This is a genomic window from Exiguobacterium aurantiacum (genome assembly GCF_024362205.1).
GTDB lineage: Bacteria > Bacillota > Bacilli > Exiguobacteriales > Exiguobacteriaceae > Exiguobacterium > Exiguobacterium aurantiacum_B.
Genome location: NZ_CP101462.1, coordinates 2,433,930 through 2,458,755, shown reverse-complemented (window position 1 = coordinate 2,458,755; position 24,826 = coordinate 2,433,930). Strand labels below are relative to the sequence as shown.

Annotated in this window: 24 protein-coding genes, 2 tRNA genes, 1 pseudogene and 1 other annotated feature; of the genes and pseudogenes, 17 read left to right on the top strand and 10 right to left on the bottom strand. The window is 51.3% G+C overall.

The window, feature by feature from the left end:
* Positions 1–103: 103 nt before the first annotated feature.
* Positions 104–1,018 (bottom strand): hypothetical protein, encoded by a 915-nt coding sequence (locus NMQ00_RS12745; protein ID WP_255176970.1) that lies wholly within the window; start codon positions 1,016–1,018, stop codon positions 104–106.
* A gap of 202 nt (positions 1,019–1,220) precedes the next feature.
* Between NMQ00_RS12745 and NMQ00_RS12740 the strand changes: the two genes are divergently transcribed.
* The 3 genes from NMQ00_RS12740 to NMQ00_RS12730 all read left to right on the top strand — a co-directional run bounded on the left by NMQ00_RS12740 (position 1,221) and on the right by NMQ00_RS12730 (position 3,480).
* A complete protein-coding gene (locus NMQ00_RS12740) occupies positions 1,221–2,450 on the top strand; it encodes an LCP family protein (RefSeq protein WP_255176969.1) in 1,230 nt (409 codons plus the stop codon).
* Between the two features lie 79 nt (positions 2,451–2,529).
* Positions 2,530–3,234, top strand: a complete 705-nt coding sequence (locus tag NMQ00_RS12735; RefSeq protein WP_255176968.1) for an NAD(P)H-binding protein — start codon at positions 2,530–2,532, stop codon at positions 3,232–3,234.
* Between the two features lie 27 nt (positions 3,235–3,261).
* Entirely contained in the window at positions 3,262–3,480 is a 219-nt protein-coding gene (locus NMQ00_RS12730; protein WP_255176967.1) for a PspC domain-containing protein, read from the top strand.
* A gap of 34 nt (positions 3,481–3,514) precedes the next feature.
* On the opposite strand, the gene NMQ00_RS12725 is transcribed toward NMQ00_RS12730, so the two are convergent.
* A complete protein-coding gene (locus tag NMQ00_RS12725; RefSeq protein ID WP_255176966.1) occupies positions 3,515–4,366 on the bottom strand; it encodes an aldose 1-epimerase family protein in 852 nt (283 codons plus the stop codon).
* Positions 4,367–4,440: 74 nt separating this feature from the next.
* Here NMQ00_RS12725 and NMQ00_RS12720 point away from each other — a divergent pair, with 74 nt between their 5' ends.
* Positions 4,441–4,992: a TlpA disulfide reductase family protein gene (locus tag NMQ00_RS12720; protein ID WP_255176965.1), complete on the top strand. Its 552-nt coding sequence runs from the start codon at positions 4,441–4,443 to the stop codon at positions 4,990–4,992.
* A 46-nt stretch (positions 4,993–5,038) separates the two neighbouring features.
* Here NMQ00_RS12720 and NMQ00_RS12715 read toward each other — a convergent pair whose 3' ends face one another.
* The 4 genes from NMQ00_RS12715 to NMQ00_RS12700 form a co-directional block, all read right to left on the bottom strand.
* The gene (locus NMQ00_RS12715) at positions 5,039–5,245 is read right to left on the bottom strand and encodes a DUF3006 domain-containing protein (RefSeq protein WP_016508383.1); all 207 of its coding nucleotides are present in this window, start codon (positions 5,243–5,245) and stop codon (positions 5,039–5,041) included.
* A 395-nt stretch (positions 5,246–5,640) separates the two neighbouring features.
* Complete coding sequence (locus tag NMQ00_RS12710) at positions 5,641–6,441, bottom strand: MBL fold metallo-hydrolase (RefSeq protein ID WP_255176964.1); 801 nt, start codon at positions 6,439–6,441, stop codon at positions 5,641–5,643.
* Positions 6,442–6,620: 179 nt separating this feature from the next.
* Positions 6,621–6,694, bottom strand: a tRNA-Gly gene (locus NMQ00_RS12705).
* Between the two features lie 16 nt (positions 6,695–6,710).
* Positions 6,711–6,784, bottom strand: a tRNA-Gly gene (locus tag NMQ00_RS12700).
* 128 nt (positions 6,785–6,912) lie between these two features.
* Between NMQ00_RS12700 and NMQ00_RS12695 the strand changes: the two genes are divergently transcribed.
* Genes NMQ00_RS12695 through NMQ00_RS12685 form a run of 3 tightly spaced genes read left to right on the top strand, consistent with a single transcriptional unit; the run spans position 6,913 to position 8,239 of the window.
* Entirely contained in the window at positions 6,913–7,272 is a 360-nt protein-coding gene (locus tag NMQ00_RS12695) for a hypothetical protein (RefSeq protein WP_255176963.1), read from the top strand.
* Between the two features lie 2 nt (positions 7,273–7,274).
* Positions 7,275–7,829 carry a hypothetical protein gene (locus tag NMQ00_RS12690; RefSeq protein ID WP_255176962.1) on the top strand — a complete coding sequence of 185 codons (555 nt, stop codon included), beginning with the start codon at positions 7,275–7,277 and terminating at the stop codon, positions 7,827–7,829.
* The gene (locus tag NMQ00_RS12685) at positions 7,826–8,239 is read left to right on the top strand and encodes a hypothetical protein (protein ID WP_214823790.1); all 414 of its coding nucleotides are present in this window, start codon (positions 7,826–7,828) and stop codon (positions 8,237–8,239) included. The genes NMQ00_RS12690 and NMQ00_RS12685 overlap by 4 nt, the downstream gene beginning before the upstream one ends.
* A 42-nt stretch (positions 8,240–8,281) precedes the next feature.
* Here NMQ00_RS12685 and NMQ00_RS16350 read toward each other — a convergent pair whose 3' ends face one another.
* The 4 genes and pseudogenes from NMQ00_RS16350 to NMQ00_RS12665 all read right to left on the bottom strand — a co-directional run bounded on the left by NMQ00_RS16350 (position 8,282) and on the right by NMQ00_RS12665 (position 13,823).
* Positions 8,282–9,847, bottom strand: a complete 1,566-nt coding sequence (locus tag NMQ00_RS16350) for an SH3 domain-containing protein (protein WP_303825737.1) — start codon at positions 9,845–9,847, stop codon at positions 8,282–8,284.
* Positions 9,848–10,330: 483 nt separating this feature from the next.
* A pseudogene (locus tag NMQ00_RS16395) lies at positions 10,331–10,921 on the bottom strand (SH3 domain-containing protein); the annotation flags it as partial.
* A 266-nt stretch (positions 10,922–11,187) separates the two neighbouring features.
* On the bottom strand, positions 11,188–12,117 hold the full coding sequence (locus NMQ00_RS12670) for an alpha/beta fold hydrolase (protein WP_255176961.1): 930 nt from the start codon (positions 12,115–12,117) through the stop codon (positions 11,188–11,190).
* Positions 12,118–12,137: 20 nt separating this feature from the next.
* Positions 12,138–13,823 (bottom strand): formate--tetrahydrofolate ligase, encoded by a 1,686-nt coding sequence (locus NMQ00_RS12665; RefSeq protein ID WP_255176960.1) that lies wholly within the window; start codon positions 13,821–13,823, stop codon positions 12,138–12,140.
* Positions 13,824–14,065: 242 nt separating this feature from the next.
* Here NMQ00_RS12665 and NMQ00_RS12660 point away from each other — a divergent pair, with 242 nt between their 5' ends.
* The 10 genes from NMQ00_RS12660 (at position 14,066) to NMQ00_RS12615 (ending at position 24,798) form a co-directional block, all read left to right on the top strand.
* Positions 14,066–14,971 (top strand): carbohydrate ABC transporter permease, encoded by a 906-nt coding sequence (locus tag NMQ00_RS12660; RefSeq protein ID WP_255176959.1) that lies wholly within the window; start codon positions 14,066–14,068, stop codon positions 14,969–14,971.
* Complete coding sequence (locus NMQ00_RS12655) at positions 14,968–15,873, top strand: carbohydrate ABC transporter permease (RefSeq protein ID WP_255176958.1); 906 nt, start codon at positions 14,968–14,970, stop codon at positions 15,871–15,873. Before NMQ00_RS12660 ends, NMQ00_RS12655 begins: the two co-directional genes overlap by 4 nt.
* Positions 15,874–15,979: 106 nt before the next feature.
* Positions 15,980–16,221: a binding site (T-box leader), on the top strand.
* A 66-nt stretch (positions 16,222–16,287) separates the two neighbouring features.
* Positions 16,288–17,271, top strand: a complete 984-nt coding sequence (asnA, locus tag NMQ00_RS12650; RefSeq protein ID WP_441294606.1) for an aspartate--ammonia ligase — start codon at positions 16,288–16,290, stop codon at positions 17,269–17,271.
* A gap of 179 nt (positions 17,272–17,450) precedes the next feature.
* On the top strand, positions 17,451–18,746 hold the full coding sequence (locus NMQ00_RS12645; RefSeq protein ID WP_255176957.1) for an ABC transporter substrate-binding protein: 1,296 nt from the start codon (positions 17,451–17,453) through the stop codon (positions 18,744–18,746).
* A 147-nt stretch (positions 18,747–18,893) separates the two neighbouring features.
* The gene (locus tag NMQ00_RS12640; protein ID WP_255176956.1) at positions 18,894–20,081 is read left to right on the top strand and encodes a right-handed parallel beta-helix repeat-containing protein; all 1,188 of its coding nucleotides are present in this window, start codon (positions 18,894–18,896) and stop codon (positions 20,079–20,081) included.
* Positions 20,068–20,613 carry a nitrous oxide reductase accessory protein NosL gene (locus NMQ00_RS12635; RefSeq protein ID WP_255176955.1) on the top strand — a complete coding sequence of 182 codons (546 nt, stop codon included), beginning with the start codon at positions 20,068–20,070 and terminating at the stop codon, positions 20,611–20,613. Before NMQ00_RS12640 ends, NMQ00_RS12635 begins: the two co-directional genes overlap by 14 nt.
* On the top strand, positions 20,614–21,417 hold the full coding sequence (locus NMQ00_RS12630) for an ABC transporter permease (protein ID WP_255176954.1): 804 nt from the start codon (positions 20,614–20,616) through the stop codon (positions 21,415–21,417).
* Complete coding sequence (locus NMQ00_RS12625) at positions 21,404–22,123, top strand: ABC transporter ATP-binding protein (protein WP_255176953.1); 720 nt, start codon at positions 21,404–21,406, stop codon at positions 22,121–22,123. The genes NMQ00_RS12630 and NMQ00_RS12625 overlap by 14 nt, the downstream gene beginning before the upstream one ends.
* Positions 22,124–22,186: 63 nt before the next feature.
* On the top strand, positions 22,187–23,647 hold the full coding sequence (locus NMQ00_RS12620; RefSeq protein ID WP_255176952.1) for an MDR family MFS transporter: 1,461 nt from the start codon (positions 22,187–22,189) through the stop codon (positions 23,645–23,647).
* Between the two features lie 35 nt (positions 23,648–23,682).
* Positions 23,683–24,798, top strand: coding sequence for a PQQ-dependent sugar dehydrogenase (locus NMQ00_RS12615; protein WP_255176951.1), 1,116 nt, complete (start codon positions 23,683–23,685; stop codon positions 24,796–24,798).
* Positions 24,799–24,826 lie beyond the last annotated feature (28 nt).

Below are 24,826 nucleotides of genomic sequence, written 5' to 3'. Positions count from 1 at the left end.
GAAGTTCTGCACCAACTTCCCCTCCTTTTCAGATGAACACCCCTCGTTCATATCATGTTTTGGAGTCAACCGACGCTGTCGATTGACTCCCTTTTTTGTATGGTTAAAATTGGATTCGTTTTTCTTTGGCGAGTCGTCGCAATCGTTTCGTTTCATTCGTGTGGCCACGACTTTCGAGCATATTCACATACACTTTGAACGGTTCGGAACGATGGGAGAAGAAAGGGATATATTCGGCGAACAATTTTTGTTCGGCTTCTGATAAATGGCCGCGTTCCACGAGCAACTCCAGCTCAAGCATCTTTAAAGCTTGATAGTCGGCAAGGGCGTTCTCGTCTGTGTGGGCTTTGGCTAATGTGCGGTCGCACAACGTGGTCAAACGTTCACGGAGTAAATTCCACTCGGACGAGTTATAGGATTGGTCGAGGAGTGTCGAGAGTAGGTCGACCCGGGTAGAGTCAACATCTTTTGGGACATGGAGTGCGGTGTATAAGGAACGGTCGATCCAAACGGCGGTTGTGGGGGCGTCAAGTTGATAGTAATGAATGAGTTGGGATAACATCGTGGTTTGAGACAATTTTAACAATCGGAAAGGATCGCTCGTTGTGAAGAGCGGTTCTTCTCCCGCTGAAGACGACAGCAGCAAAAACATTTCTTCGTACATCGTCCGGGCCTCGGGCTCGTCATCCGCGTAATAGGCTAAATCGCGAATGATTTTTTTTGCATGAATGTACCAATTTTTCTGGTCACGCTCACTCATCACTTGGTTCGGTACTATATATAAGTGATCATAAGCCAATTCGACAAAACGTTCGGCGAGGACGATGGTTTGTGAGAGCGAATGACGTTCGTCTGACGATTTTTGTTCTTTATATCGTGTGAACTGGCTGACCATAAAGTCGATGTCTTTCTCTTCAATCACGGTTTTAGGGATGTTTCGATACATCTCGACAATCACATCGCGAAGTGTGGCTTCGCCGTACTGTTCGAGCAACATCCGTAACTTCCCGATACGCATTAGCTCTCCCTCCTTTCAAGAGGACGTCGAACAAACTGCCTGTCCGAAGATGGGCAGACACCAATTATTATTCCTTTCCCGCTTTCGATTCAAAACAACCATTCCGTCTCATGCTTGAGACGGATTTTTACGTTAACCGTTGTCAGAAAAACGTTTGTCGATGATAATGTAGAAAAATCTAACCATAATAGAGGTACTGCATATGAATGACGATCAACACTTATCACGTGTCGAACGAAGAAAACGTGAGCTCGAACGGGAACGTTTGAATGAACAGGCTCAGCTAAACGAACAAACACGACAAGAAGCGATAGACAATCACACAGACGAAGCGAACCGGGAAAGAAGCGAGACGAGCAGGCGAGCAGAGGCAACACAAGGCGAGCACCCGTTTCTAAACCAAACGGATGAACAATCGTCTGAACCAAAAAAGAAAGCGCGCGACGTTCGAAAACCGAAACCGAAGCTGAGACTTCCGTTCGGCATGAAACGTAAGTCAAAGCCACGTCGAGATGAGCGACGTGAACCGAGACACCAAACACGTGAACCGGAACGAAACCATGTCAAACACGAGGCGGCCGCACCGAAAGACAAACCGCGCCGCCGGAAGTGGAAAGGGAAACTGCTACTTGTCATGTTGCTCCTTCTGATTGGGGGCGGTTATTTGGCAACGCGTCCCGTCACGTTTTTGGTGATGGGTAGTGACGCTCGTGTCGGAGAATCATTATCGGGATCACGGACGGACTCTTTGCAGCTGATGGAATTTGTCCCGCGTTCACGCACTGTCCAAAACGTCTCGATTCCGCGGGACACGTACACAGCGATTCCTTGCGAACCGGACCGAGAAGGCGATAAGATCACCCATGCGTTCGCTTATGGCGGTGCAGATTGTACGGTCGGAGCGGTAGAAGGGCTGACGGAAACCTCAGTTGACGGTCAAGTCGTGATCACGTTTGAAACGTTTATGGAATTGATTGACCTCGTCGGCGGCGTCAACGTCACAGCGACTCATTCGTTCAGCGAGAAAGGTTTCAATCAAACGTACGAGTATATGGAAGGCGTCTCATATGCCATGGACGGGGATATGGCGCTCGCGTACGCCCGTCACCGGAAGACCGACACGGACGGAGCCCGCTCGAACCGCCAGACCGAAGTCATGTCGGCCGTCGCCGATAAATTGGCCAGTCCGACCGGGTGGACGAAAATCCCGGCAACTTATCGCTTTATGAAAGACGAGATGGGGCTTGAATTGAATCCGTTGCAAATGGCATCGATCGGAATGACGATGGTATTACAGCCGCAGGTGGATAAACTTCAAATCGAAGGAGAAGACGCCTACATCAATAACGTCTATTACTATCAACCGACCGAAGCGAGTGTTCAAGCCATCCGTGACGCCCTCGACTTGACGATGTGGGGAACGGTGAGATAATTTCGCGAAAAGGGTTTGATTCCGTTCCGAAAGAGGAAATTTAATCAAATGAACTACTCTTTTGAGGAGGGAAATTTGAATGAAAGTTTTAGTCATTGGAGCAACAGGAAAGATCGGTAGACGTGTATTGAAAAGTTTAGCGAAATCGCATCAAGTGACCGCTTTAATTCGTTATCCTGAACTACAGGCAGAGTATGAGAAGATGGGTGCGCGCGTGCTCACCGTCGACGTCGAGAAAGAATTGGATAAAGGAATTCACGAGGCGACCTCGGGACAAGATGCCGTCATCATCGCAGCAACAGCAGGGGCAGATGGATCGAGCAAGGAGATCGAACTGCTGGACCGCAACGTCGCGATGAAAGCGATTGACGCTGCTAAAAAAGAACGTGTCCGTCACGTCGTCTTGCTCAGTGCATACGGCGCCGATCAACCGGACGCGGCACCAAAAGAACATTTCAACTTCTTGTCTGCCAATAATGCGGCTGATGAGTATATCGAACATAGCGGTTTAAACTACACGATCATTTGCCCAGTGACAATTGTGGATGGTCCAGGGAAAGGCTCGATTGAGGCATCTGAAGATTTAAGTGATGCGAGTGATGCGACGATTTCTGAAACGGACGTCGCGACAATCATCGCCGCCTCACTCGATAATCGCGGCTTATATGGCCGTCGGATTGAAGTGAAATCAGGCAGTACCCCGATCAATGAAGCGCTCGATTTTGACAGTCGTGGAGAAGTGGCGACCGGAGGCAGAACGACGCTCCGTCGACCACAACGTTAACGAAAAACTGGAGGAGAAGGTGTCTTGATGGAACGAAAATTGTATAAAGATCCGTCTGATCAAATGATTGCCGGTGTCTGTTCAGGACTCGGGAAATACCTTGGTGTCGATGTCACGTTAATGCGCATCATCTTCGTCGTGCTCGCCTTGTTTGGGGGTCCCGGTCTATTGATTTATATCGTCCTGGCCATCGTCATGAAAAAACCGCCTTCAGAGTATGAGGCGGAGCAAGACAGTCGCTTTTAACAAAACGTGCTGACCGATGCGGTCAGCACGTTTTTTATTCTGTGTACAGCGTGTAAGTCGCTTCGAACGAATCGCCTGGGTCGAGCAGTTGCATGTCTTCTTTATGGCGGATGTCTTTCCGGTGTCCTTTATAGTCGGCATGTCCGAACCAAGGTTCGAGACAGACGAACGGGGCATCAGAGTGTGGAGGCGACCAGATGCCGAAATGGGTGAAGTGAGGTGACTCCATGACGATGGCCCGACCGCTCGGTTGATGCCGAAGTGCCGCGTACTCGATTTGCTCAAAGATGAGGGCGTCTTGATTGAACAAGTGATGCGTCAACGGGATATACCGGCGTTCTCCGAGCGGTTGATAGGCCCCGGTCAAATAAGGCCCATCGAGCAATAGCCGGTCGAGCGCTCGTGTCTCCCCAAAGTCGATTGTATAGTCTTCGAACGTGCCCCCGGCAAACGGGATATTAAAGGCTGGATGTCCGCCGATGCTGAACGGGAGCACGGCATCATCTCGGTTGACGACGCGATACGTTACGCTCAACTCTTCGCCGATGAGACGATAGGTGACGCTCAGTTCGAATGAGAACGGATAGTGTTTACGTGTCTCGATCGAATCGCGCAAGATGAAACGGACATGGGTATCGGAAGCCTCGGCGACCTCGAACAGTTCGTCGCGCGCAAATCCGTGTTGGCTCATCGTGTACGTCATCCCGTCATATAAGTAACGGTCGTCGAGCAGTCGTCCGACGAACGGAAAGAGAATCGGGGCTTGCCGGCCCCAATACGTCGGGTCGCCTTGCCAAAGGAGCTCCGTCCCGTCGACGTTCCAACTCGTCATTTCGGCACCATGTGCTTTTAGGGTGACGCTAACTTTCTCATTGTGAAGTTGCAAGATAGTTACTCTCCTTTGAATGATGTGATAAGTTAAGTTTAGGAGTGAATAGTACACAGGACAAGGGGTAAATCATGCGATTTCATAAACTAGCTATTGGGCTCATCATGGCAGGCCTCATCGCCGGGTTGGGCTATAAAGGATATGACGAGTTCACAAGCCAAGCGAATGAACCGGCAGTCAGTATCGCCACAGACGACAGCGTCCTCGGCGGACTTGAAGTCGGTCAGCGTGCGCCGGGGTTCGCCCTTGAGACGGTCGAAGGGGAAATGTTGTCGCTCGCCGATTACGAAGGACGACAAGTCGTCTTAAATTTTTGGGCGTCATGGTGTCCACCGTGCCGAGAAGAACTGCCCGAGTTGATTGCGTTTGGTGAAGAGACGGGTATTCCGGTGCTCGGGGTGAACGCGACGAAAAACGAACGACGTGGCAAGCAAGACGTCGACGCTTTCTTACAGGAAGTCCCGGTCAGTTTCCCCGTCTTATTGGATGAGGAAGGGGCGGTTGAGAAGACGTATCGCGTCGTCGCTCTCCCGACGACCTATGTGATTGGGGCGGACGGTGTGATCACCGCCAAACAAGTCGGTCCGGTCGATTTCGATTGGTTGCGTGACAAAACGAAATGAAATGAACGGACAAAGACAGACTGGAAGTGAACCGGTCTGTCTTTGTCTACTTTTTATAATGTTGTTTGATGAGCGCATCGAAATTCGGTGTCATGTCTTCTTCGAGATAATAGTGATGGTTGTCTCGAATGATTGTATCGCCAACACGTGCTTCTGATGGCAAGAATCGTCTCGGGATAAAACTCGAGCCGTTGTTCCAACGTAACACGGCATACTTTCCTTCGACCCGCACCAATGTGCCGTATTTAATCATGCCTCTTCCTCCTCAACGAACAGCTTTCTGTCTCTTTATTCTTATAGAGTGTATTCCCACATTCCACAAAAGCTACACATATTTGAGCGAGGTTGGACAAGCCAACATGAACATGAAGCGGTGACGAAATTGTGAAGGAAGTTAGAAGAAAACGCTTTCTTTTTCATTTGTTTTCTTCTATAATGAAGGCACGGGGTGATTTTGACGAATTTGTGAACAATGGGGGTATGGTCAATGTTTTCATCAGCTATGATTGGATTGCTCGCTTTAACCGGCGTGACCATTTATGGGATTGACCGTATGTTCACGGTCCGTTCAGAGCGCGTCACAAAGAAATAGGTCTACATAATAGGGGGGATCGCAACGTCTTGGGGAGACGTTGCGATTTTTTTGTGTCAATAATCTTGTTGCCGCGATTCGCGATCTTTCGCTTTTTGCTCGACGTGCTTCCGATTTCGTTCATGGACGCGTTGGAAAAAAGCATGTTCCGGCCAATGCGGCGACCAGACCCGTTCCTCAGGCAAAGCGAGGATATATTCTTCGGCCGCGCTCAATCGCTCCATCATCTTGCTGCGGTCATCGCATAAGTCGCCATGTCCCGGAATGAGCCAACGAATCTCATACTCGTAAATGGCGGTCTGAAGTTTTTGCAAGGAATTCAAATACGCTTCGGCGTCATGCTCGATGAACGGAGGCTCGATGTTCGAACCATAATCCCCGCAAATGAGGAGTCGTAGCGGTTCGACGATTAAAGACATGTGGGTCGATTCGTGGCCCGGTGTCAGCAAAAATGTGATGGGGGTGGAGCCGAGTGCGAGCGTTCCGTCCTCGGAGATCATGATGTCGACGGCGGGTTTGACGATAGGCCGATTGATATAGTACTGCTCGTAAAAGGATTGAATCTCGTCTAACTGCGGCCGCGCATCCGTCTCGACGAACGCCTGAGACGCGATGACGGTCGCATCGGGAAAGGCATAGGCACCGATAATATGGTCGTAATGCTGATGCGTATAGATGACATACAGCTTTTTGCCTTGGCGTCGCAGTTCGACGTCTCGTCGGATGGTGGCGACTTCTTCAGGCAGCCAGTTCGGATCGATGACGATCAGGCTTTCGTTCGTCTCGATCAATGTCGAAGTCGTACGCATGAGCGCGCTTTCGTAAACGGTGAACGGTTGAAGACGTACTTGAATCACGGGAATCCCTCCTTCTTATCTTCCATTCTTTTCCCGAATCGCTGTCATTTAAGCGTCGTCAGGATGACTGCTATTATCGTAAAAAACAAAAAAGCAGAACATCAAATGACGTCCTGCTTCAGGCACGGTACACCGTGCGGTTATGTGTGCGAGCAAACTCTCGCGTATATGTCGGTAATTGGAGCGGGTGAAGAGAATCGAACTCTCGTCATCAGCTTGGAAGGCTGAGGTTTTACCATTAAACTACACCCGCATATGAAATTAAAAAATGGAGCGGGTGAAGAGAATCGAACTCTCGTCATCAGCTTGGAAGGCTGAGGTTTTACCATTAAACTACACCCGCGAAACGTTTAACGTTACGGTAATATAATAGCACAGGATTTTAGCTTTGCAAACCCTTTTTTGAAAAAACATTGGTTGTTGCGGCTAGATCGTCTTGCTAAGATAATAGAAGAGAGGAGTGGATGAGGCATGAGTGAGCGTAAATCCTATTTGCAGATGATGAGCGAAGGCTTTCGGATGATGAAAGAAGGTAAACAAACCAATCATGAGACGAAGCTTCGTCAATGGATGTTCTCGATTCGTCACGAGTCGGACTGGCAAGTGATTCTTCGAACAGAACGTTTGAAATGGATCGGCCCGGCGACGAGTGAGTTCATCGTCGAACTGCTATCCGTTCAAATCGGGCCGCTCCAGCTCACGCGTCATCTCGAAACGAACGAAGTACGTTTGAAGATCGATGAAGAATGGGGAATTGAAAGTAAGGTCGTCTGTGACGACCAGGAGTGGGAACGATTCGTCGCGTCGCTCAAACAATTGAAGGGGGAGTAGTCGTGAGTCGAGAAAGGCTATATCGGATTGAAGCGGAAGCTCGTGGGAGTGCCTGGCGGGCCCGTGTATTGACCGGCATCCAACGATTCCGCTTTTTTAATGGTGAATTGCTCGCACCGACTGAACGCCCTTATGTCGTCTTGAGTATCTCTCAAGACAAGCAGGCGCTTCCCGATTTGATTGAGACGGATATGGGCGTTTTGCTCATCCACGAACGGATCGGTCCGATTTTTATGAACTTATGCCCATACGATATTCAACTCGTTCGCGTCGAGTTGCACACGAGCACCGGGAAAACGGATCAATACTGTGCACTCAATGTGTTACGCCGCTTTGAGATTGAACATCTCGAGGACTCTGGTGAGTATCGTCCACTAGACCCGGACCGGCTCTACTTTTTATCACGACAAACCGTGAGATTGAATTTATTCGGGCATATGATTGCCCAAGATCGAAACAGCCAACGCCTTTACGTGACGGAGCGTCTCAAATATGCGCTTCAAGCGAAAATGGTGACTGGACTAGCATTCAAGAAGACGAAGGAGCAAACAGCATGAAGGAATACGAGATTGACGGATGGATCCGTCTATCCTACCCAGAACACTTTGAATATAACGAAGAAGAAGACCACGTCAGTTTTTACTCGGTCGAGGCAGACGCACAAGGGACGCTTCAAATGTCCATCTATGAAGCGGAGGAAGCGCAAGCCCCGAGTGACGCCGCGCTTCAAGAGTTGAACACGTTCTTAGGCGAGTTCCCGATCGACGTCAAAGTCGCACCGAGCGTCACGACAGAGGCCGGCGGCATGACGACAGCCTATGCGAGCGGTATCGAGGACGGCATGCATCTCGACGTCTGGTCGCTGACAGACGGGAGACGGCTTTTGTTTTTGACGTATGTCGCCGATGAAGTGACGAATGAAAAGTTGGAAATCGAGTCGATTATCGACTCGATCGAATGGACATAACAAGAGACACGCGCCAATATCGGCTGCGTGTCTCTTTGTGTGTTACTGGAATTTTGGAACGTCAAAGTAAAGCGTGTAGGCGTCGAGCTGTTGGTACATGTTATAAATGTTGGCCGTTTGTTTTGTCGCCCACGAAATATCGGTGGCATACTGCATCGTGCCAGGATTGCTCGGATTGAACCGCATCTTATAGAGCGTGTTCTGTTTCCGGCTCGGATTGTTAATATACGAATCCCCGATGAACTTGGCCCCGCCGATGATGGCGGCTTCTGGTGTGAACCAGCCTTCTTTATAAGCGCGTTCGGCCCCTTTGACATGGGCGTTCCCATCGATTGCACCGATGCCATACATGTTGTAGACGGTCTTCGGAGTAACGGCTTTGCCGTCGACAGTCGAGACGAGCGTCCCGGTGGCGAGAGCGGATGTGCCGTGACCGGTCTCAAGCAACGCATGCGACAACAAGTAAATCTCGTTGACGTTGTGCGTGCGTGAGGCGTCGATGAACGCCTGGCCCCGACCTGCTAAAATCCCTTTTCCGATGAGCGATTTGTTCAACACGGGCGCTGTCAAATCTGCACTCTTCGACAAGTCGAGGAATTGGAAATATTCACGTGACGTCGTGGCGAACGATGTCGGTGAGACTTGACGTGTGATTTCTTCGTCCGTCGCAAGGCGCCAATTCCGGTCATAGACGCGAATGTTGTATCCGCTCGGACGATAGTAGCTAATTGTGTAATACTGACCGACTTCACCGGTGATTGCCACCGTTTCACCTGGGTTGAGTACCCCAAATGAGTGAGCTGTCATCGAGGCATCTTTCAACACCTTGACGTTTCCAGAAACGTTGGCGGCGCTGACGTATCCAGTCAATAGACCGGATTTTACTTTGAACCAAGTCGTCGAGCCGACTTTCTGCGTGCCGAGGTACTCGAGCTTCGTATTGGTCGAGAGACTAGCCAAGTTTTTCGCCGATGATGAAGCGGTTGCTTTCAAGTATTGGAATGAAGTCGTAAATAGCTCTGTCGAGTTGACTGTCCCGGTTGTAGCAGTCGCTGTAGCGCGTGTGATGTACGCTTTTGGCACGTAAGCGTACGCTGTCCGGTAAGCATCCGACTGGGCGAACACGTTGCGCTGCGTCGCGATCATCGAAGTGAGCGTGTACGGATAAGCTGTGTGTGTAATCACCATCTCTTTGCTGCCGGCAACAGGTGGCGTATACGGTTTCGTATACGTGAGAGAGATATATCCTTTTACGAGCGAACCGTTGACGAGATACGAGATGAGCCCCCAATCGCTGCCGACGATTGGTTTCACTTTGACGACTGTCCCGTTAGCGAGCGTACCGATGACGTTTCCGTCCACCGGCTTCGTCCGAACGTTCAGCGTGCCATTGTTGGCGACTACGACTTGAACTTCGTGCTCGGTTCCGTACTGTTCTGTTACAGGAGGCGTTAACGCAAAGTTGCGAGATGCGACATAGCCTGTCTGATTCGCATAGCGAACTTTAAACCACGACTTGTTTGTTCCATAGGTCTCAAGATGTTCGACTTTTGCCCCTGATGGAATTGTTTGAATCACTTTACTCGATGTCCATCTTGATGTATACATCAAGGCCTCTTGTTGAGCAAAATACGGAGTGATTGTTGCCACGACTTTTGTCTCAGCGAGATCTCGTTTCGGAATGTATCCGGTAATTGATCCTACAGACACTTTAATCCATGATCCCAAATCAGATAGTTGTTTAACCTCTGTATTCAGTGGGAGTTGCTTTAAGACAGTGCCAGACGTCCATTTTGTTTTATAGACCGCAGTGTTGCGTTGTGTATAAAGCGAAATCGTATTTTGGTTCTCGATCGACTGCAAGCTACGGTTTGGAATATATCCTGTCAACTTGTTATACGTGATTTTTGCCCAAGATCCAGTCGCTCCATGTAAAGAAATTAATGTGACGTGTGCACCTGAAGGAATGCTTGTAAGTGTCTTTGCACTGCTATATGTTCCTTGCTTCAAGCTAACAGCTTCTTTTGTCGTATGAGTTGAAGACGAAGAAGGCGTAGACTCGGAAGAAACTTTAGTGAAGTATGCCGCTGCGACATACCCGGTCTTTCCATTGTATTTAATCTTCAACCATGATCCTGACGCACCATGTGAAGAAATATAACTAACAATACTTCCTTTTGGCACACTTCCAATAATCGAAGTTGTTGTCGAAGTACCTGAGCGTAAATTAACCGTTGCTTTTGCTGCATAATTAACGGATGTCGATTGTTTAATGACAGTAGAAGAATCAGTAGTTTTAAAGTACCGTGCCGCTACATAGCCGGTTTTGCCCTTGTAAGACACTTTTAGCCACGAACCAGTAGCACCATAGGATGCCAAATAAGTCACAGTTGACCCTTTCGGAATGGTCGTGATGACAGATGATGAAGTCGTTCGAGAAATTCTTAAGTTAACGTTCTCTTGGGCAGTATATTCTTGAGATGGTTGAGCTGTCTCTTGTTTAGAAGCCGATTTTAAAGAAAGATAACTGGCGGAGACGTATCGCTTTTGGCCATTGAAGTCAATTTGAGCCCAATTGCTACTTGTTGAGTAGACAGTAACGACACTGCCCTTTGTAAGTTTTCCTACAATCGGTGAGGCTGTAGATGATGAGGAGCGAACATTCAAAATTGATGTATTCACTGTTCCTTCGTACGTTGCTGCGTATGATTGAGTTGGCACTTGTGTAATGAATAATGTACTAGAAAGCAGTACGGCCGTGCTCAATCTTGTGATCGTTGGTTTCAATGTGTTACCCCTTTCGGTGAATACGTATTAAAATATATGTATTCTTTTAGTGTGCGGTCTAAGTATAGCGCACTTAAAAATTGGAAAGAAGAATGAAAATTACAAAAAAGGTAAATGAATTAGAATGGCGTTGTATTATTTTGGTAAACAAAAAGAACCTCCTAGGAAATGGAGGTTCTTTTTGCGATTTGTACGGTTTGGTGCATCCAATCGCTGATGTCTGTCCAGATGTCTTGACGCTGGCGCTCACGGAGCACTTCATGGCGAGCCTGATCATAAGACAGCACGGTCAATTCGATGTCGGCGGCCTGATGTTTACGGACGATTCCAGAGAGTCCTTCTCCGTCATGTACGACAGGGTCATCGACACCTACGACGAATAAAATCGGGAGTGTTTTAGGATGCTCCTGAATTCGGGCGGTGGACGTCACATCGAGCGAGGCACGAGCGACCTCGTGTAAGTAACCGAGTGTCGGGATCCCGCCGCAGTCGGGATCGTTCATATAGGACGCCACTTCTTCTGGGACACTAGAAATCCAATCACTCTCAGTTGTCGCGGGTAAGAATTTCAAATTGTACCGACCGAACAATAAGCGTTCGAACAAGCGAGATTCGTGGGTGCTCCCTTTGAACCGGATGGCCAAATTGATCGCATATAGGCCGGCCCGCCCAATCAACCCGGAATGCGGAGGCGGGGAGACGGCGATGACGCCAGCCAAGCGATGACCTAACTGTTGGCCGAGTCGACGTGCGAGCAGCGAGCCGAAACTGTGGCCGAGGACGACGGTCGGCAATGCATCTTGATAATGGTCGAGAAGCGAGATGGCGTCGTCGACCATTTGATTAAACCCTTCGTGTGGCGACAGGTGGGCATAAGTGGACTGGGTCCGGGCCAAAGAACCGGCGCCACGAAGGTCGCATAGAAACACATTGTAACCAATTCCTGCCAAAAAATCAGCGAATTCGACATAACGTCGATGGTGTTCGAGCATCCCATGGAAAATGAAACAATTTCCAATCGGTTGTCTGGCCGGGGTGTGCAATACATGCGTCCGATATCCGTCCGCATACGTGTGTTCCGTGACATCCATCCGTATCCCTCCGTTGTCGTTTAGAATAAACCGATCGCTTTCCCAGTCTCGTCGATTCCCATATTCAAGGCGGCCGGTTGTTTCGGCAGACCTGGCATCGTCAACACGTTACCTGTCAAGGCGACAAGGAAACCAGCACCGACCGATGGTTTCAACTCTCGCACCGTGATGGTGAATCCGTGCTGGTATCCGAGTTTTGTCGGGTCGTCTGAGAGTGAGAACGGGGTCTTCGCCATACAAATCGGCAAGTGCTGCCAGCCGTTCGCCTCGATTTGAGCCATCTGCTTTTTCGCAGTCGCAGTGAACGTGACGTCGGCCGCCCCATACACTTCACGAGCGATCGTCAAAATCTTCTGTTCAATCGAGTCGGTCAACGCATAGAGCGGGGTGAACGCACTCTCATTCGACTCGATCGTCTCAATGACGGCTTCAGCGAGAGCACGACCTCCTTGTCCGCCGTTTGACCAAACTTCACTTAACGCGACCCGGATATGATTCGCTTCACACCACTCGAGGACGGCCGTCAATTCTTCGGCCGTATCCGAATTGAATCGGTTGAGCGCGACGACGGTCGGCAAGCCGAGTTTCCCCATCGTCTCGACGTGCTTGGCGAGGAGTTTCAATCCGTTTCCGACAGCTCCGACGTTCTCGACGTGGAGTTGGTCTTTGGCGACACCGCCATGCATTTTCAAAGCCCGGACAGTCGCCACGAGAACGACGGCGTCTGGATTCAATTTTCCGATGCGTGACTTGATATGACAAAACTTCTCGGCACCAAGATCGGCTCCGAATCCAGCTTCGGTGACGACATATTCGCCGAGTTTGAGCGCGGTTTTCGTCGCAATCAACGAGTTGCACCCGTGCGCGATATTGGCGAACGGACCGCCATGAACGAGGGCTGGTGTCTGTTCAAGTGTCTGCACCAAGTTCGGCTTGAACGCTTCCTTCAACAGCAACGTCGCGGCACCGGCCGCACCGATTTGTTCGGCCGTGATCGGCTCATTGTCCTGATCGTAAGCGACGACGATTCGCTTGATGCGTGCCTCGAGGTCGGTCAATGAATCGGCGAGACAGAGGATGGCCATGATTTCAGACGCGACCGTGATATCAAAGCCGTCTTCACGAGGTACGCCATGGGCACTGCCGCCAAGACCGATCGTCACGTGACGGAGCGCCCGGTCATTCAAGTCGAGCACACGTTTCCAAACAATTTTCCGGACATCGATGCCAAGGTCGTTTCCTTGATGGAGATGATTGTCGAGGATGGCGCTAATCGTGTTGTGGGCCGCGGTGATGGCGTGCATGTCGCCTGTGAAGTGAAGGTTGATGTCTTCCATCGGCAACACTTGGCTGAACCCTCCGCCAGCGGCACCGCCTTTTAAACCCATCGTCGGGCCGAGCGACGGTTCGCGCAGACAGACGATCGCTTGCTTGTCGAGTTGGTTGAGCGCTTGGCCAAGCCCAACGGTCACGGTCGATTTACCTTCACCGGCCGGAGTCGGGTTGATCGCCGTGACGAGAATGAGCTTCCCGTCTTCACGAGTTGCCATCCGGTCGATGACATCAAATGATAACTTGGCTTTATATTTCCCGTATAGATCGAGGTCATCTTCTTGTAAACCGAGTTTTTCCGCAATCTCTTTAACGGGTAACATCTCGGCTTGTTGGGCAATTGTTAGGTCGGATAACGGTTTAATCGTCGTCATGTATAAAATCCCTCCACTTTCGAACATTGTAATCTATTTAGTCCATTTCATTCGTGAATCGACTTAGAATCAAGATTTAATCCTTGATTGAAAAAGACTCGTTCGTGTTGTCATTGAGTTTATCATACCTCATCAGTTCGCAGAATTCACCCATTGAGTGCAATATATTCCACCCTTTCTGTCAAATGTATCCGTTTTCATTTCGGGTGAAGGGAGGTAAGTTGATAGTGGAGGCGATGAACATGACAGAAACACCAAAGCAACACAAGCGAAGACGAAATTGGAAGAAACCGGCGAGCTTTATCGCATTCGTCGGTCCGGCCTTTTTGGCGTTTGTGGCGATTGTGCTCATTCCGTTCTTTAACGGAATTTATTACAGCTTCACGGATTGGAACGGCGTGACAGGGCAGTTGAATCTGGTCGGACTGGATAACTATCAGCGGATTTTATTCGAGGACGAACAGTTCCGTGCCTCGTTCTGGATCACGACGAAATATACGCTCGTGGCCGTGGTGTTGACGAATATCGTCGGCTTCCTATTGGCCTTGCTATTGACGATGAACATTAAGACGCGCAATATCCTGCGCACCGTCTTTTTCATGCCGAACTTGATCGGCGGGCTCATTCTCGGGTTCATTTGGCAGTTTATCTATGTGAAGGGCTTTGAATCAATCGGGGCACTGACCGGGTGGAGTCTATTCGAACTGCCGTGGCTCGGAGACGCCCAAACAGCCTTTTGGGGCATCGTCATCGTCGCGATTTGGCAAGGCGGGGGCTACGTCATGGTCATCTACATCGCGGCGCTCCAAAACGTGCCGACCGATTTGCTGGAGGCAGCTAAAATTGATGGGGCGAATCGGTTGAAGATGTTGCGTCACATTACGCTCCCAATGATCATGCCGTCAATCACCATCTGTCTGTTTTTGACGATTTCCTGGTCATTCAAAGTGTTCGACACGAACTTGTCGCTCACGAACGGTGGGCCGTTCAAATCGACGGAGATGCTCGCCTTGAACATCTATACAGAATCGTTTGTGAATAACAACTACGGGCTCGGCTCGGCGAAAGCGGTCATCTTCTTCCTCGTTGTCGCGGCGATTACCGTCACTCAAGTGTACTTGACTAAAAAGCGGGAGGTGGAGGCATGACGACAGAAAAAGTTGAACGCATCGAAGCGAAGGTTGATTCATCCCCACAGCGATTGCTACCGCAAAAGCCACTTCGGACGGGCGGCTATACAGCCGGTCTCGGTCTCGTCGAACTGGTGGCGATTTTACTCGGACTGTTGTATCTCGTTCCGTTCTATTACGTCATCGTCAACTCGTTCAAATCGATTGCCGAGATTTACACAAACACGTCCGCCTTGCCAAACGTCTGGCTCGCGTCGAACTATACAGAAGCGTGGGAGGCGATGAATTATGGACGCGTCTTCTTGAACTCGCTCTTGATTACGGCTGGCGCGAACATCCTCATCGTGTTGTTCACATCAATGGCGGCCTGGAAGCTCGTCCGAACGAAACATTGGATCTCGACGGTCATCTTCTTCTTGTTCGTCGCGGCGATGGTCATCCCGTTCCAGTCGATCATGATTCCGCTCGTGAAAGTGTCGAGCGTACTCGGTCTGTTGAACAGCCATTGGGGGCTGATGGTCATGTACCTCGGCTTCGGGTCTGGTATCTCTGTATTCTTGTATCACGGATTTATGAAGTCGATACCGGAAGAGATTGAAGAAGCGGCCATCATTGACGGTTGCTCGACGTGGGGTGTCTTTTGGCGCATCGTGTTCCCGCTTTTAAAACCGATTACGGTGACGATCGTCATCTTGAACAGCCTTTGGATTTGGAATGACTTTCTCTTACCTTCACTTGTCCTCCGAGACATCGAGCTGCGGACGATTCCGCTCGCGACGTTCTATTTCTTCGGACAATATACAAAACAATGGGATTTGGCACTTGCTGGTTTAGTCCTTGGGATCGTTCCGCTCCTCGTCTTTTTCTTCGGTATGCAAAAGCATATTATCAAAGGGATCACGAGCGGCTCGATCAAATAACCCTTCCCAAGGGATCTCCCCCGTCCGCTACACGGGGGAGAATTTTTTTTAAAAAAAGTGGTTGACATTCGTCTGAATATTGATAATAATTGGGTCAATTCAATTGTGAACGACATTGAAAGGACGAGTACACAGAAGACGTAAGCAAAGCGAGCCGGGGAAGGTGAGAGCCCGGACTGAAATCTCTGTCGAAGAACCTCCTGGAGTCGCTACCCGAACGCTTTGCAAGTAGACGTAGCCGGACTGTTCCCCGTTATCGGAACTACGAGATGTTCGTCTCGAAAAAGTGAGTAGATTCGTCTACTAATTTGGGTGGCACCGCGGAGCTTGAAGCCTTCCGTCCCATAGTCCATGGGATTGGAGGGCTTTTTTCTATTGCTCCATCCCGAAATCCCACAATTGGAGGAAGAAAAAATGACAACGACAGCAACAAGCAAGATGAAAGCGAAACAACAGGCGATCACGGTAGTGAAGGCGACATTCGAAGACAAGTTCAGCACGGCACTCGGACTCACACAAGTTCAAGCCCCGCTGTTCGTCACATCGGCGAGCGGTGTCAACGACCACTTGAACGGTGTCGAACGGATCATCCAGTTCGATACGCAGTATCCGGGCCATGAGCTAGAAATCGTTCAGTCGCTCGCAAAATGGAAACGCGAAGCGCTTGGCCGTTACGGGTTCGAGGTCGGTGAAGGCTTGTATACGCAGATGCGTGCCATCCGTCGTGATGAAGAACTCGACGCGACACATTCGCTCCACGTCGATCAATGGGACTGGGAACGTGTCATCGCCCGGGAACACCGGACGACCGAGTACTTGAAGGAGACGGTCGAATCGATTTACGCGGCATTGCGTGAAACGGAACAGACTGTCGAATCGATGTACGGGATTGAGGCACTCTTGCCAGAGTCGATTCACTTCTTGACGAGCCAAGAGCTGGAAGACCTTTACCCGGCCCTCACGCCAAAAGAACGGGAGCACGCGATTTGTAAAGAATACGGCGCAGTCTTCCTCTCACAAATCGGCGGCGCACTCGCTTCAGGCGATAAGCACGACGGGCGTGCGGCGGACTATGACGACTGGTCGCTCAACGGCGATATCCTCGTCTGGCACCCGGAACTCGAATCGGCGTTCGAATTGTCGTCGATGGGAATCCGTGTCGACGAGACGGTGCTCGCTGAGCAGTTGGTGACAGCCGGTGCCGAAGAAAAACGGAAATATCCGTTCCATCAAGCGGTCCTTGAAGGACGTCTCCCGCTCACGATTGGCGGCGGCATCGGGCAATCACGTGTCGCCATGTACTTGCTTCGTGCTCGTCACATCGGCGAAGTCCAATCTTCGGTCTGGCCGAGTGAGATGGTCGCAGCCTGTGAAGAAGCTGGAATCAGCCTGTTGTAATTATATAGAAGAAACTAGAACCAGGACTTTCTTTCCAACAAGAAAGTCCTGGTTTTCTGTGCAACATTTTCCACCCTACACGTCAATTTTGACACCTACATAATGGAAGCGTTTTCATCTAAAGTTAGGGTGTACCGAATGTTGAAGGATTGTCGACTCTATACTTAGGAGGAAGCGAAATGAAACGTAAATGGAGATTATCAACCGCCGTCATGACGGCGGGAATGGTATTGACACTTGCGGCCTGTGGCGGCGGGTCGCTTACGGAAAATGAAGGATCGAACGATGCGAACGCGGATGACGGGGACAAGCAAGACGTCACGTTGAACGTCTTCCAGTTCAAAGCGGAAATCGCCAAAGACCTCGAAGCGATGGCGAAAGAATACGAGGAAGAGACCGGCGTCAAAGTGACCGTTCAAACGGTCGGAGGCGGGGCCGATTACGGGGCAGCGCTCAAGTCGCAATTCGCGTCGGGCAATGAGCCGGATATCTTCAATAACGGTGGTTTCACCGAAGCCCAAACATGGAAAGACAAATTGGAAGATTTGTCAGGCGAGAAGTGGGTCGGTGATTTGACGGAAGTGGCCAAGGAACCGATGACGATGGATGGAAAACTGTACGGCATGCCGATGAACTTGGAAGGATACGGCTTCATCTACAACAAGGAGTTGTTCGAGAAGGCGGGTATCAGTGAGTTGCCGAAGACGTTGTCAGAGTTGACGGATGCGGCGGAGAAGTTGGATAAAGCAGGCATCACGCCGTTCTCGGTCGGTTACGCCGAATTCTGGATTCTCGGTATCCATTTGCTCAACATTCCGATGGCGCAACAAGACGATCCGGATGCGTTCATCCAGGCATTGAACGAGAATAAAGGAAAATTCGAGGACAACGAGCAGTTCCAACAGTTCTTGAAACTGTTCGACCTCACGATCAAATACGGCAATAAAAACCCGCTCACGACGGACTATAACACGCAAGTCACACAGTTCGCGCAAGGTGAGACGGCGATGCTGCAACAAGGAAACTGGGCGCAACAGATGATTCTTGACGTGAACCCGGACATTGAGATGGGCTTCGTGCCAATCCCGATCAACGATGACAAAGAGAAGATGGACCGCCTCCCGGTCGGTGTCCCGAACAACTGGGTCGTCAACAAAAACTCTGAGTATAAGGAAGAAGCGAAAGACTTCCTCGAGTGGATGGCGACGTCAGACACGGGTAAAGACTATATGGTCAACAAGTTCAAATTTATCCCGGCGTTCAAATCGATCGAAGCGAACGACCTTGGACCACTGGCTGATGATATCTTGGCCTATTCGAACGAAGGCAAGACGATCTCATGGAACTGGTTCAAGTACCCGGATGGTGCGGTAAACGAATATGGTGCGTTGATGCAAGCCTACGTCGGCGGTCAAAAGACCGGGGACGAGATGCTCCAAGACTTCACGAAAGTGTGGGCCGACAAGGCGAAATAACAGCAACACAAGCGGCGAAATGATCCCTTCGCCGCTTGTGTTTTTTTTATGAAGAAACTGTCACACGAATCCCATAAAAACGACACACATACCCCCCTAGGTTTTCGTACAATATGGTTTGTAAGCGATTCATCAAGAGGAGGGGTTATGAGACGACTAGGCTGGTTACTCGTGTTATGGTTTTTCGCGCCCACAGCAGTACATGCGGATACAGGGGCGGTGCCGCTCGAAGCACCAATTGTGATTCAATCGAACGAAACGTTTAACGGCGAAGGAAAGCGATTTAGCAGTTGCGAACGCCCTGCATTTCAACTTGAAGGGACCGGGGCCGTGCTCGAGAACGTCGAGATCGAGCAGTGCGATCAGGCCAGGGGACCCGCGGTGTTCATCGTAGGACTCGGCCATCAAGTCATCGATGTCACAATCGAGGCGGCCGGGACCGGGATTGCTGTCGAGGATAGTTACGGGGTCCGATTGATTCGCCCGAACGTGACGGGGAAGGGCCGTGAAGACGGAATCACTGTTCACGATAGCGGAGTGACGGTGATCAAAGGAGCTATCATCGACCATGTCCGTGACGGGATTTATATTGAAAATGGGACCGGACACGAATTGGTCCGACCGCTCGTCACGAACTCACGGTACGGCATTCATCTCATGTTCCCGACGGACGTCTCGATTATGTCACCGAACCTGCACCACAATGAAACGGGCGCGATGGTGATGGGGACCGAACGCGTCCGCATCGAAAATGGACAAATTTATGACCAAGTCGGTGCGAGCGGGATGGGACTCATGTTGTTCGAAGCGGTTGAAACGAGCATCCGCGCCAATGCGATCTATGGGAACCGTGTCGGCATCTATGCCGAGAAGTCGGAATGGACAGCGATTCACGATAATGGAGTGAACGGAAATGATATCGGCCTGCGTTTAAAGCGGGCTAACGGGATGACGCTGACCGGGAACGATGTGACGAACAATCGTTATCCCGTCGTGTCATTTGAAGCGGCCGATAACGTAATCGTTGGGAACGATTGGGGCGGGCAGACACTTGATTTGACACGGGACGGGCAGAGCGAGATCCCGTATCGGGCCGACCCGTATCTGTTTTTGCTCGCTGATTCGTATGAAGCGTTTGAATTATTGTACGGGGCCCCAGGGCTGACCGTACTCGAACGTGTCCTCAGGAGTCCCGACGATGTCACGCTCACCGATGTTTCGCCGCGGGCGACGTCGTTCGAGTTGGAATGGCAAGGGACAGTCGGGGCGACCGTGTTAAGTGGATTATTGATTTTATTATGGCGATTTGGGAGGAAACAAGATGATTACTTATAAGAAGATGGCAGGCTTACTTACCGCGTCAGGATTGACGCTCGCACTAGGCGCGTGTTCGAGTGCAGCGGCGGAACCGTTCGACATCAAATGGGGAGAGACCGAATGCGTTGTGTGTAACATGAAGATTATGGACGAACAGTTCGCCGCCGAAGCGATCATGGACAACGGAAAAGGTTATGCGTTCGATGACATCGGTTGTTTGATGCGGGACTGGTATCCAGAACAGACGGAGGAAGACATCGCGGCCATGTACGTCAAAGACTACAACACGAAAGAATGGGTCGACCTCGAAGAAGGGGCGTTCGTTTACGATAAGATGTCGAAGACACCGATGGCTTACAATATTGTCTCGTTCGCGAAGGCAGCGGATGCTGAGGCTTACGTGGACGAGAACGGTGGCACAGTCATGGACCTCGACGACTTGAAGAGCCATTCATGGGAACGCGGAGAAATGAAACAACATAAAAAGATGCACACAGATGATGACAACAAGATGAGTGATAGCGATTCGTCAGAAGGCCACGGACAGTAAATGATGCTGTGGCGGATCGAGTGGTCGCGCACGTTACGTCAAAAAGAGAGTTACGTCTTCCTGTTCACCTGGATGGTGACGCTCGTGCTGCTCGGCGGTCTCGGACAAGCACTGCCGGTGGCGACCGCCTACACGAACGTCAACGCGACACTGCTCACCATCATTGGCCTCGTCATGCCCCTGTTCGTCATGTTGACGACGGCGCTCCAGTGGGGTGGAGAACGGGAGTCGAAACGGTTGCGACTAGTGATGACGTACCCGCTATCGATGTTTCGACTCGTCTGGATGCGTTACAGCGCCTTTCTCGCGACGCAGGCTTTGATTGTCACGCTCGCCTATGCGCTCTCATCATTCTTCGTATCGATGCCTCTCAAGACGTGGGTCGTCCTATGGGCATATTCGCTCGGACTCATCGCGTATGGGGCGGCGCTCGGGACATTCGTTGGCGTCATCGGTCGAAATCGGCTTCAAGCCGTCCTCATGTCTTTCCTCGTTTGGATTGTCTTGATTTTGTTATGGCCGACGGTGCTCGTCAGTGTCATCGCGTGGATGCCGTACGGGGTTCAGGCGGAAGCGATGGTCGGTGCCCTTTTCTTGAACGGATTTGAGCTGTTGCGCGTCTGGGTGAGTGCAGTATTGGCGGCACCCGATTTGTTCGGGGCCATCTATGAGACGTTTATTGGTTGGCTCGACGGAACGGTCGGTACGGCCGTCGTCGGTGCGACGATCGTCGGGGGCATTCTCAGTCTATTGGGCGCGGCAGCTTGGTGGTTAAGACGGGAGGGTCGACATGATTCAGCTTAATCAAGTAGGGAAACGCTACGGCGAGTCATGGGCGCTCCATCCGCTTGACGGAATGATCGCTTCAGGTCAGGTCGTCGCTTTATGTGGCAGCAACGGTGCTGGGAAGTCGACGCTGTTGAATCTCATGAACGGAACGATTTCCCCAAGCGTCGGGAGCGTGTCCTTGAACGGTCTGACAATCGATGACGGCAAGGCGTACCATCAGACGTTTGGATACATGCCAGACGACTTTGCGTTCGAACCGTCTTGGACCGTAGGTGAAACCTACGCCTACTACGCATTGTGGCAAGGTGTGAAGCCGGATTTGGCACTATTGAAGCGCATCGGTCTCGACGGATTGAGAAGTCAGGACGTCGGGAAGTTGTCAAAAGGGATGCGTCAACGTCTCTTGCTGGCGCAGGCGCTCGTGACGAAACCAGACATCCTACTCCTCGATGAACCGACGAACGGACTCGATCCGACTTGGATGCGTCTGCTCGGTGGCTTATTGCGGCAAGAAGCTGAGCGCGGGGCGACGATCGTCTGTTCAACACACCAGCTCGACGTTGCGGCGATGCTCGCTGACGAGGTATGGATGCTCAAGGGCGGTCGGCTCGCCGGTCGCGTCCTCGTCACGGACGAAGCGGCGGCCTATGCTGAAATCAAACGTTTCTTTTTCGAATCGGAAGTTGAGGCTTGTCAAACGGGCGTCGCTCGCACAAAATAATAGACAGTTGAAGTGGTGCTCGGAACCTTCCGGCACCACTATTTTTTTGGGGAGATGAAACAAATGAGAAAGAATGTCACGGTCGCGCTGTTGTTGGCGACTTTTTTAGCGGCGATTGAAGGGACGGTCGTCTCCGTCGCGACGCCGGTCATCGCGAGCGAATTGAACGGGGCCGCCCTCGTGAGTTGGGTGTTCGCCGCCTTCTTGTTGTTCACGGCAGTGTCGACACCGATTTATGGAAAAGTGGCCGATTTGTTCGGTCGTAAGCGAGTCCTATTGTTCGGAATCGGTTTGTTCACGCTCGCCTCACTTCTTTGCGGACTCGCCACGTCGATGGAGCAATTGATTATCTTCCGGGCGCTCCAAGGGCTGGGTGCCGGTGCGGTATTGCCCATCTCGATGACCATCATCGGCGATTTGTACAAGTATGAGGAGCGCGGCAAGATTCAAGGCATCTTAAGCGCCGTGTGGGGCGTCTCGGGCGTGCTCGGGCCGGTCATCGGCGGGTTCTTGGTCGAGACGTTGTCTTGGCGTTACGTCTTCCTGTTGAACGTGCCATTCGCGCTGTTATCGTTCATCATGATCATTGTCTTCTATAAAGAGACGGTGACCGAGACGACGGAGCGGATCGACGTCAAAGGGGCGCTCTTGTTCGCGTTTGGGACGACGGCGTTTCTGTACGGCTTAATCACCTTCAGCGAGACGAACGTCTGGACGCCATCGATTGTTGTCAGTGCCGTGTTCAGTGTCGTGTTGCTCACCAGTTTCTTTTTATCAGAGCGACGTGCGAAAACACCGTTATTGCCGCTCGATCTGTTGAAACAACCGATTATCGCATCCATCAATGGTGCCGTCTTCTTCGCGGCATGGGTGCTCGTCTCGATGTCGGCCTATATCCCGATTTGGGCCCAGGCCGTCCTTGGAAAATCGGCGACCGAAGCTGGATTCATGTTGATGCCGCTCTCGGTCGCATGGACGTTCACGTCGATTATCGGAGGTCGCACACTCGGCGCAGCCTCACCGCGGCGTCGTGCTGTGACGGGGATGAGCTTGTTGTTGCTGGGAACAATCATTTTGACGTTGCTCACACAATCGAGCTCGGACTTGTTCGTCTATCTCGCCGTCGCCATTATCGGTGTCGGTTTCGGTTTGTCGCAACCGATGTTCATCGTCGTGTTGCAGACGGTCGTGTCGTATCGACAGCGCGGTACGGCAACAGCGGCGAACTCATTTTTAAGTACGGTCGGACAGACGCTCGGCGTCGCCGTGTTCGGAGCGCTCTTCAACTTCATCGTTTTGAACGGATTCCGGAACGACGAGACGTTGAGCGGCGCCTCGCTCGAATCGTTCTTCAATCGAAGTGTCACCGAGACGTTAGACGCCACGGTCCGGCTCCAAGGCGAGCAACTCATCGCCACAGGCTTGAATACCGTCTTCATCGGGGCGGCACTCGCCGCGTTCATCGCGCTGTTGATTGCGCTTCGCTTACCGGCTAGCCCACCCGAACCTTCACGCGACAACTAAAGACAAGGTATGATGGTGAAAAGGAGGCGTTCCTATTGAAACGATGGATCCTCATGTTGTCACTTATCGTGCTGGCGGGTTGTGCGTCGGAGTCTGAGGACGCATCGACACCGGACGAAACACCGGTTGAAGAGGCGGCCGAGCAAGAGCAAGCACCGACTGAAGAAGCACCATCCGACGAAGCGCCTTCAGAAACAGACGAACCGTTGGTGATTGGAGCAAACGAATCTGTCGTCGAACAGTTAGAGGCACCGTGGTCAATCGCGCAGACCGATGATGGGTGGCTCATCTCGGAACGCGGCGGCACAATCGCCGTCATCGATGCGGACGGGAATCTTGACCGGCAATCAGTTATCCTCGAAGAAGATGTGCTCGAAATCGGGGAGGGCGGTCTACTCGGCTTGGCCTTGACGACAGACTTCGCGACATCGCGACAAGTGTACGCCTATCACACGTATGGGACACCCGGGGACGTACGTAACCGGGTCGTCGAGTTGACGTGGGATGGCGATCAGTTTGAAGAGACGGCGGTTGTGCTCGATGAGATTCCAGGGGCCCAGTTCCATAACGGAGGACGTTTATTGCTCGATGGTGACGTACTTTGGGTCACAACGGGAGACGCGCTCGTTCCGGAGCTGGCTCAAGACGAGACGTCGATCGCCGGGAAAGTGTTACGGGTGCCGTTGTCTGGCGGCGGCGAACCTGACGATTGGATTTATTCGTCCGGCCACCGCAATCCCCAAGGATTGACGAAAATTGAGGACACGCTCTATGCAAGTGAACATGGGGCGTCCGGTCACGATGAAGTGAACATTCTCGAGCAGGGCAACAATTACGGCTGGCCGCTTATTGAGGCGAACGAGAAACAAGAAGGTCTCGAGACACCGTGGTTCGAGGTCGGAGAGACGTCGTGGGCCCCTTCGGGAATCGCGGCGGATGATCGTTACGTTTATATGGCGACGCTTCGCGGAAATCGCCTCGTCGCCATCGACCGAGAGACGAAAGAGGTCACTCCGCTCGTCGAGGATAGAGGGCGCATCCGTGACGTCTGGTTAGGAGACGGTGAGCTCTACTTCATCACGAACAACACAGACGGACGCGGGAATCCGAGCAATGAGGACGATCAACTGTATCGCTTGACCATCAAATAGAAACTGACGTACATGTCGGTTTCTATTT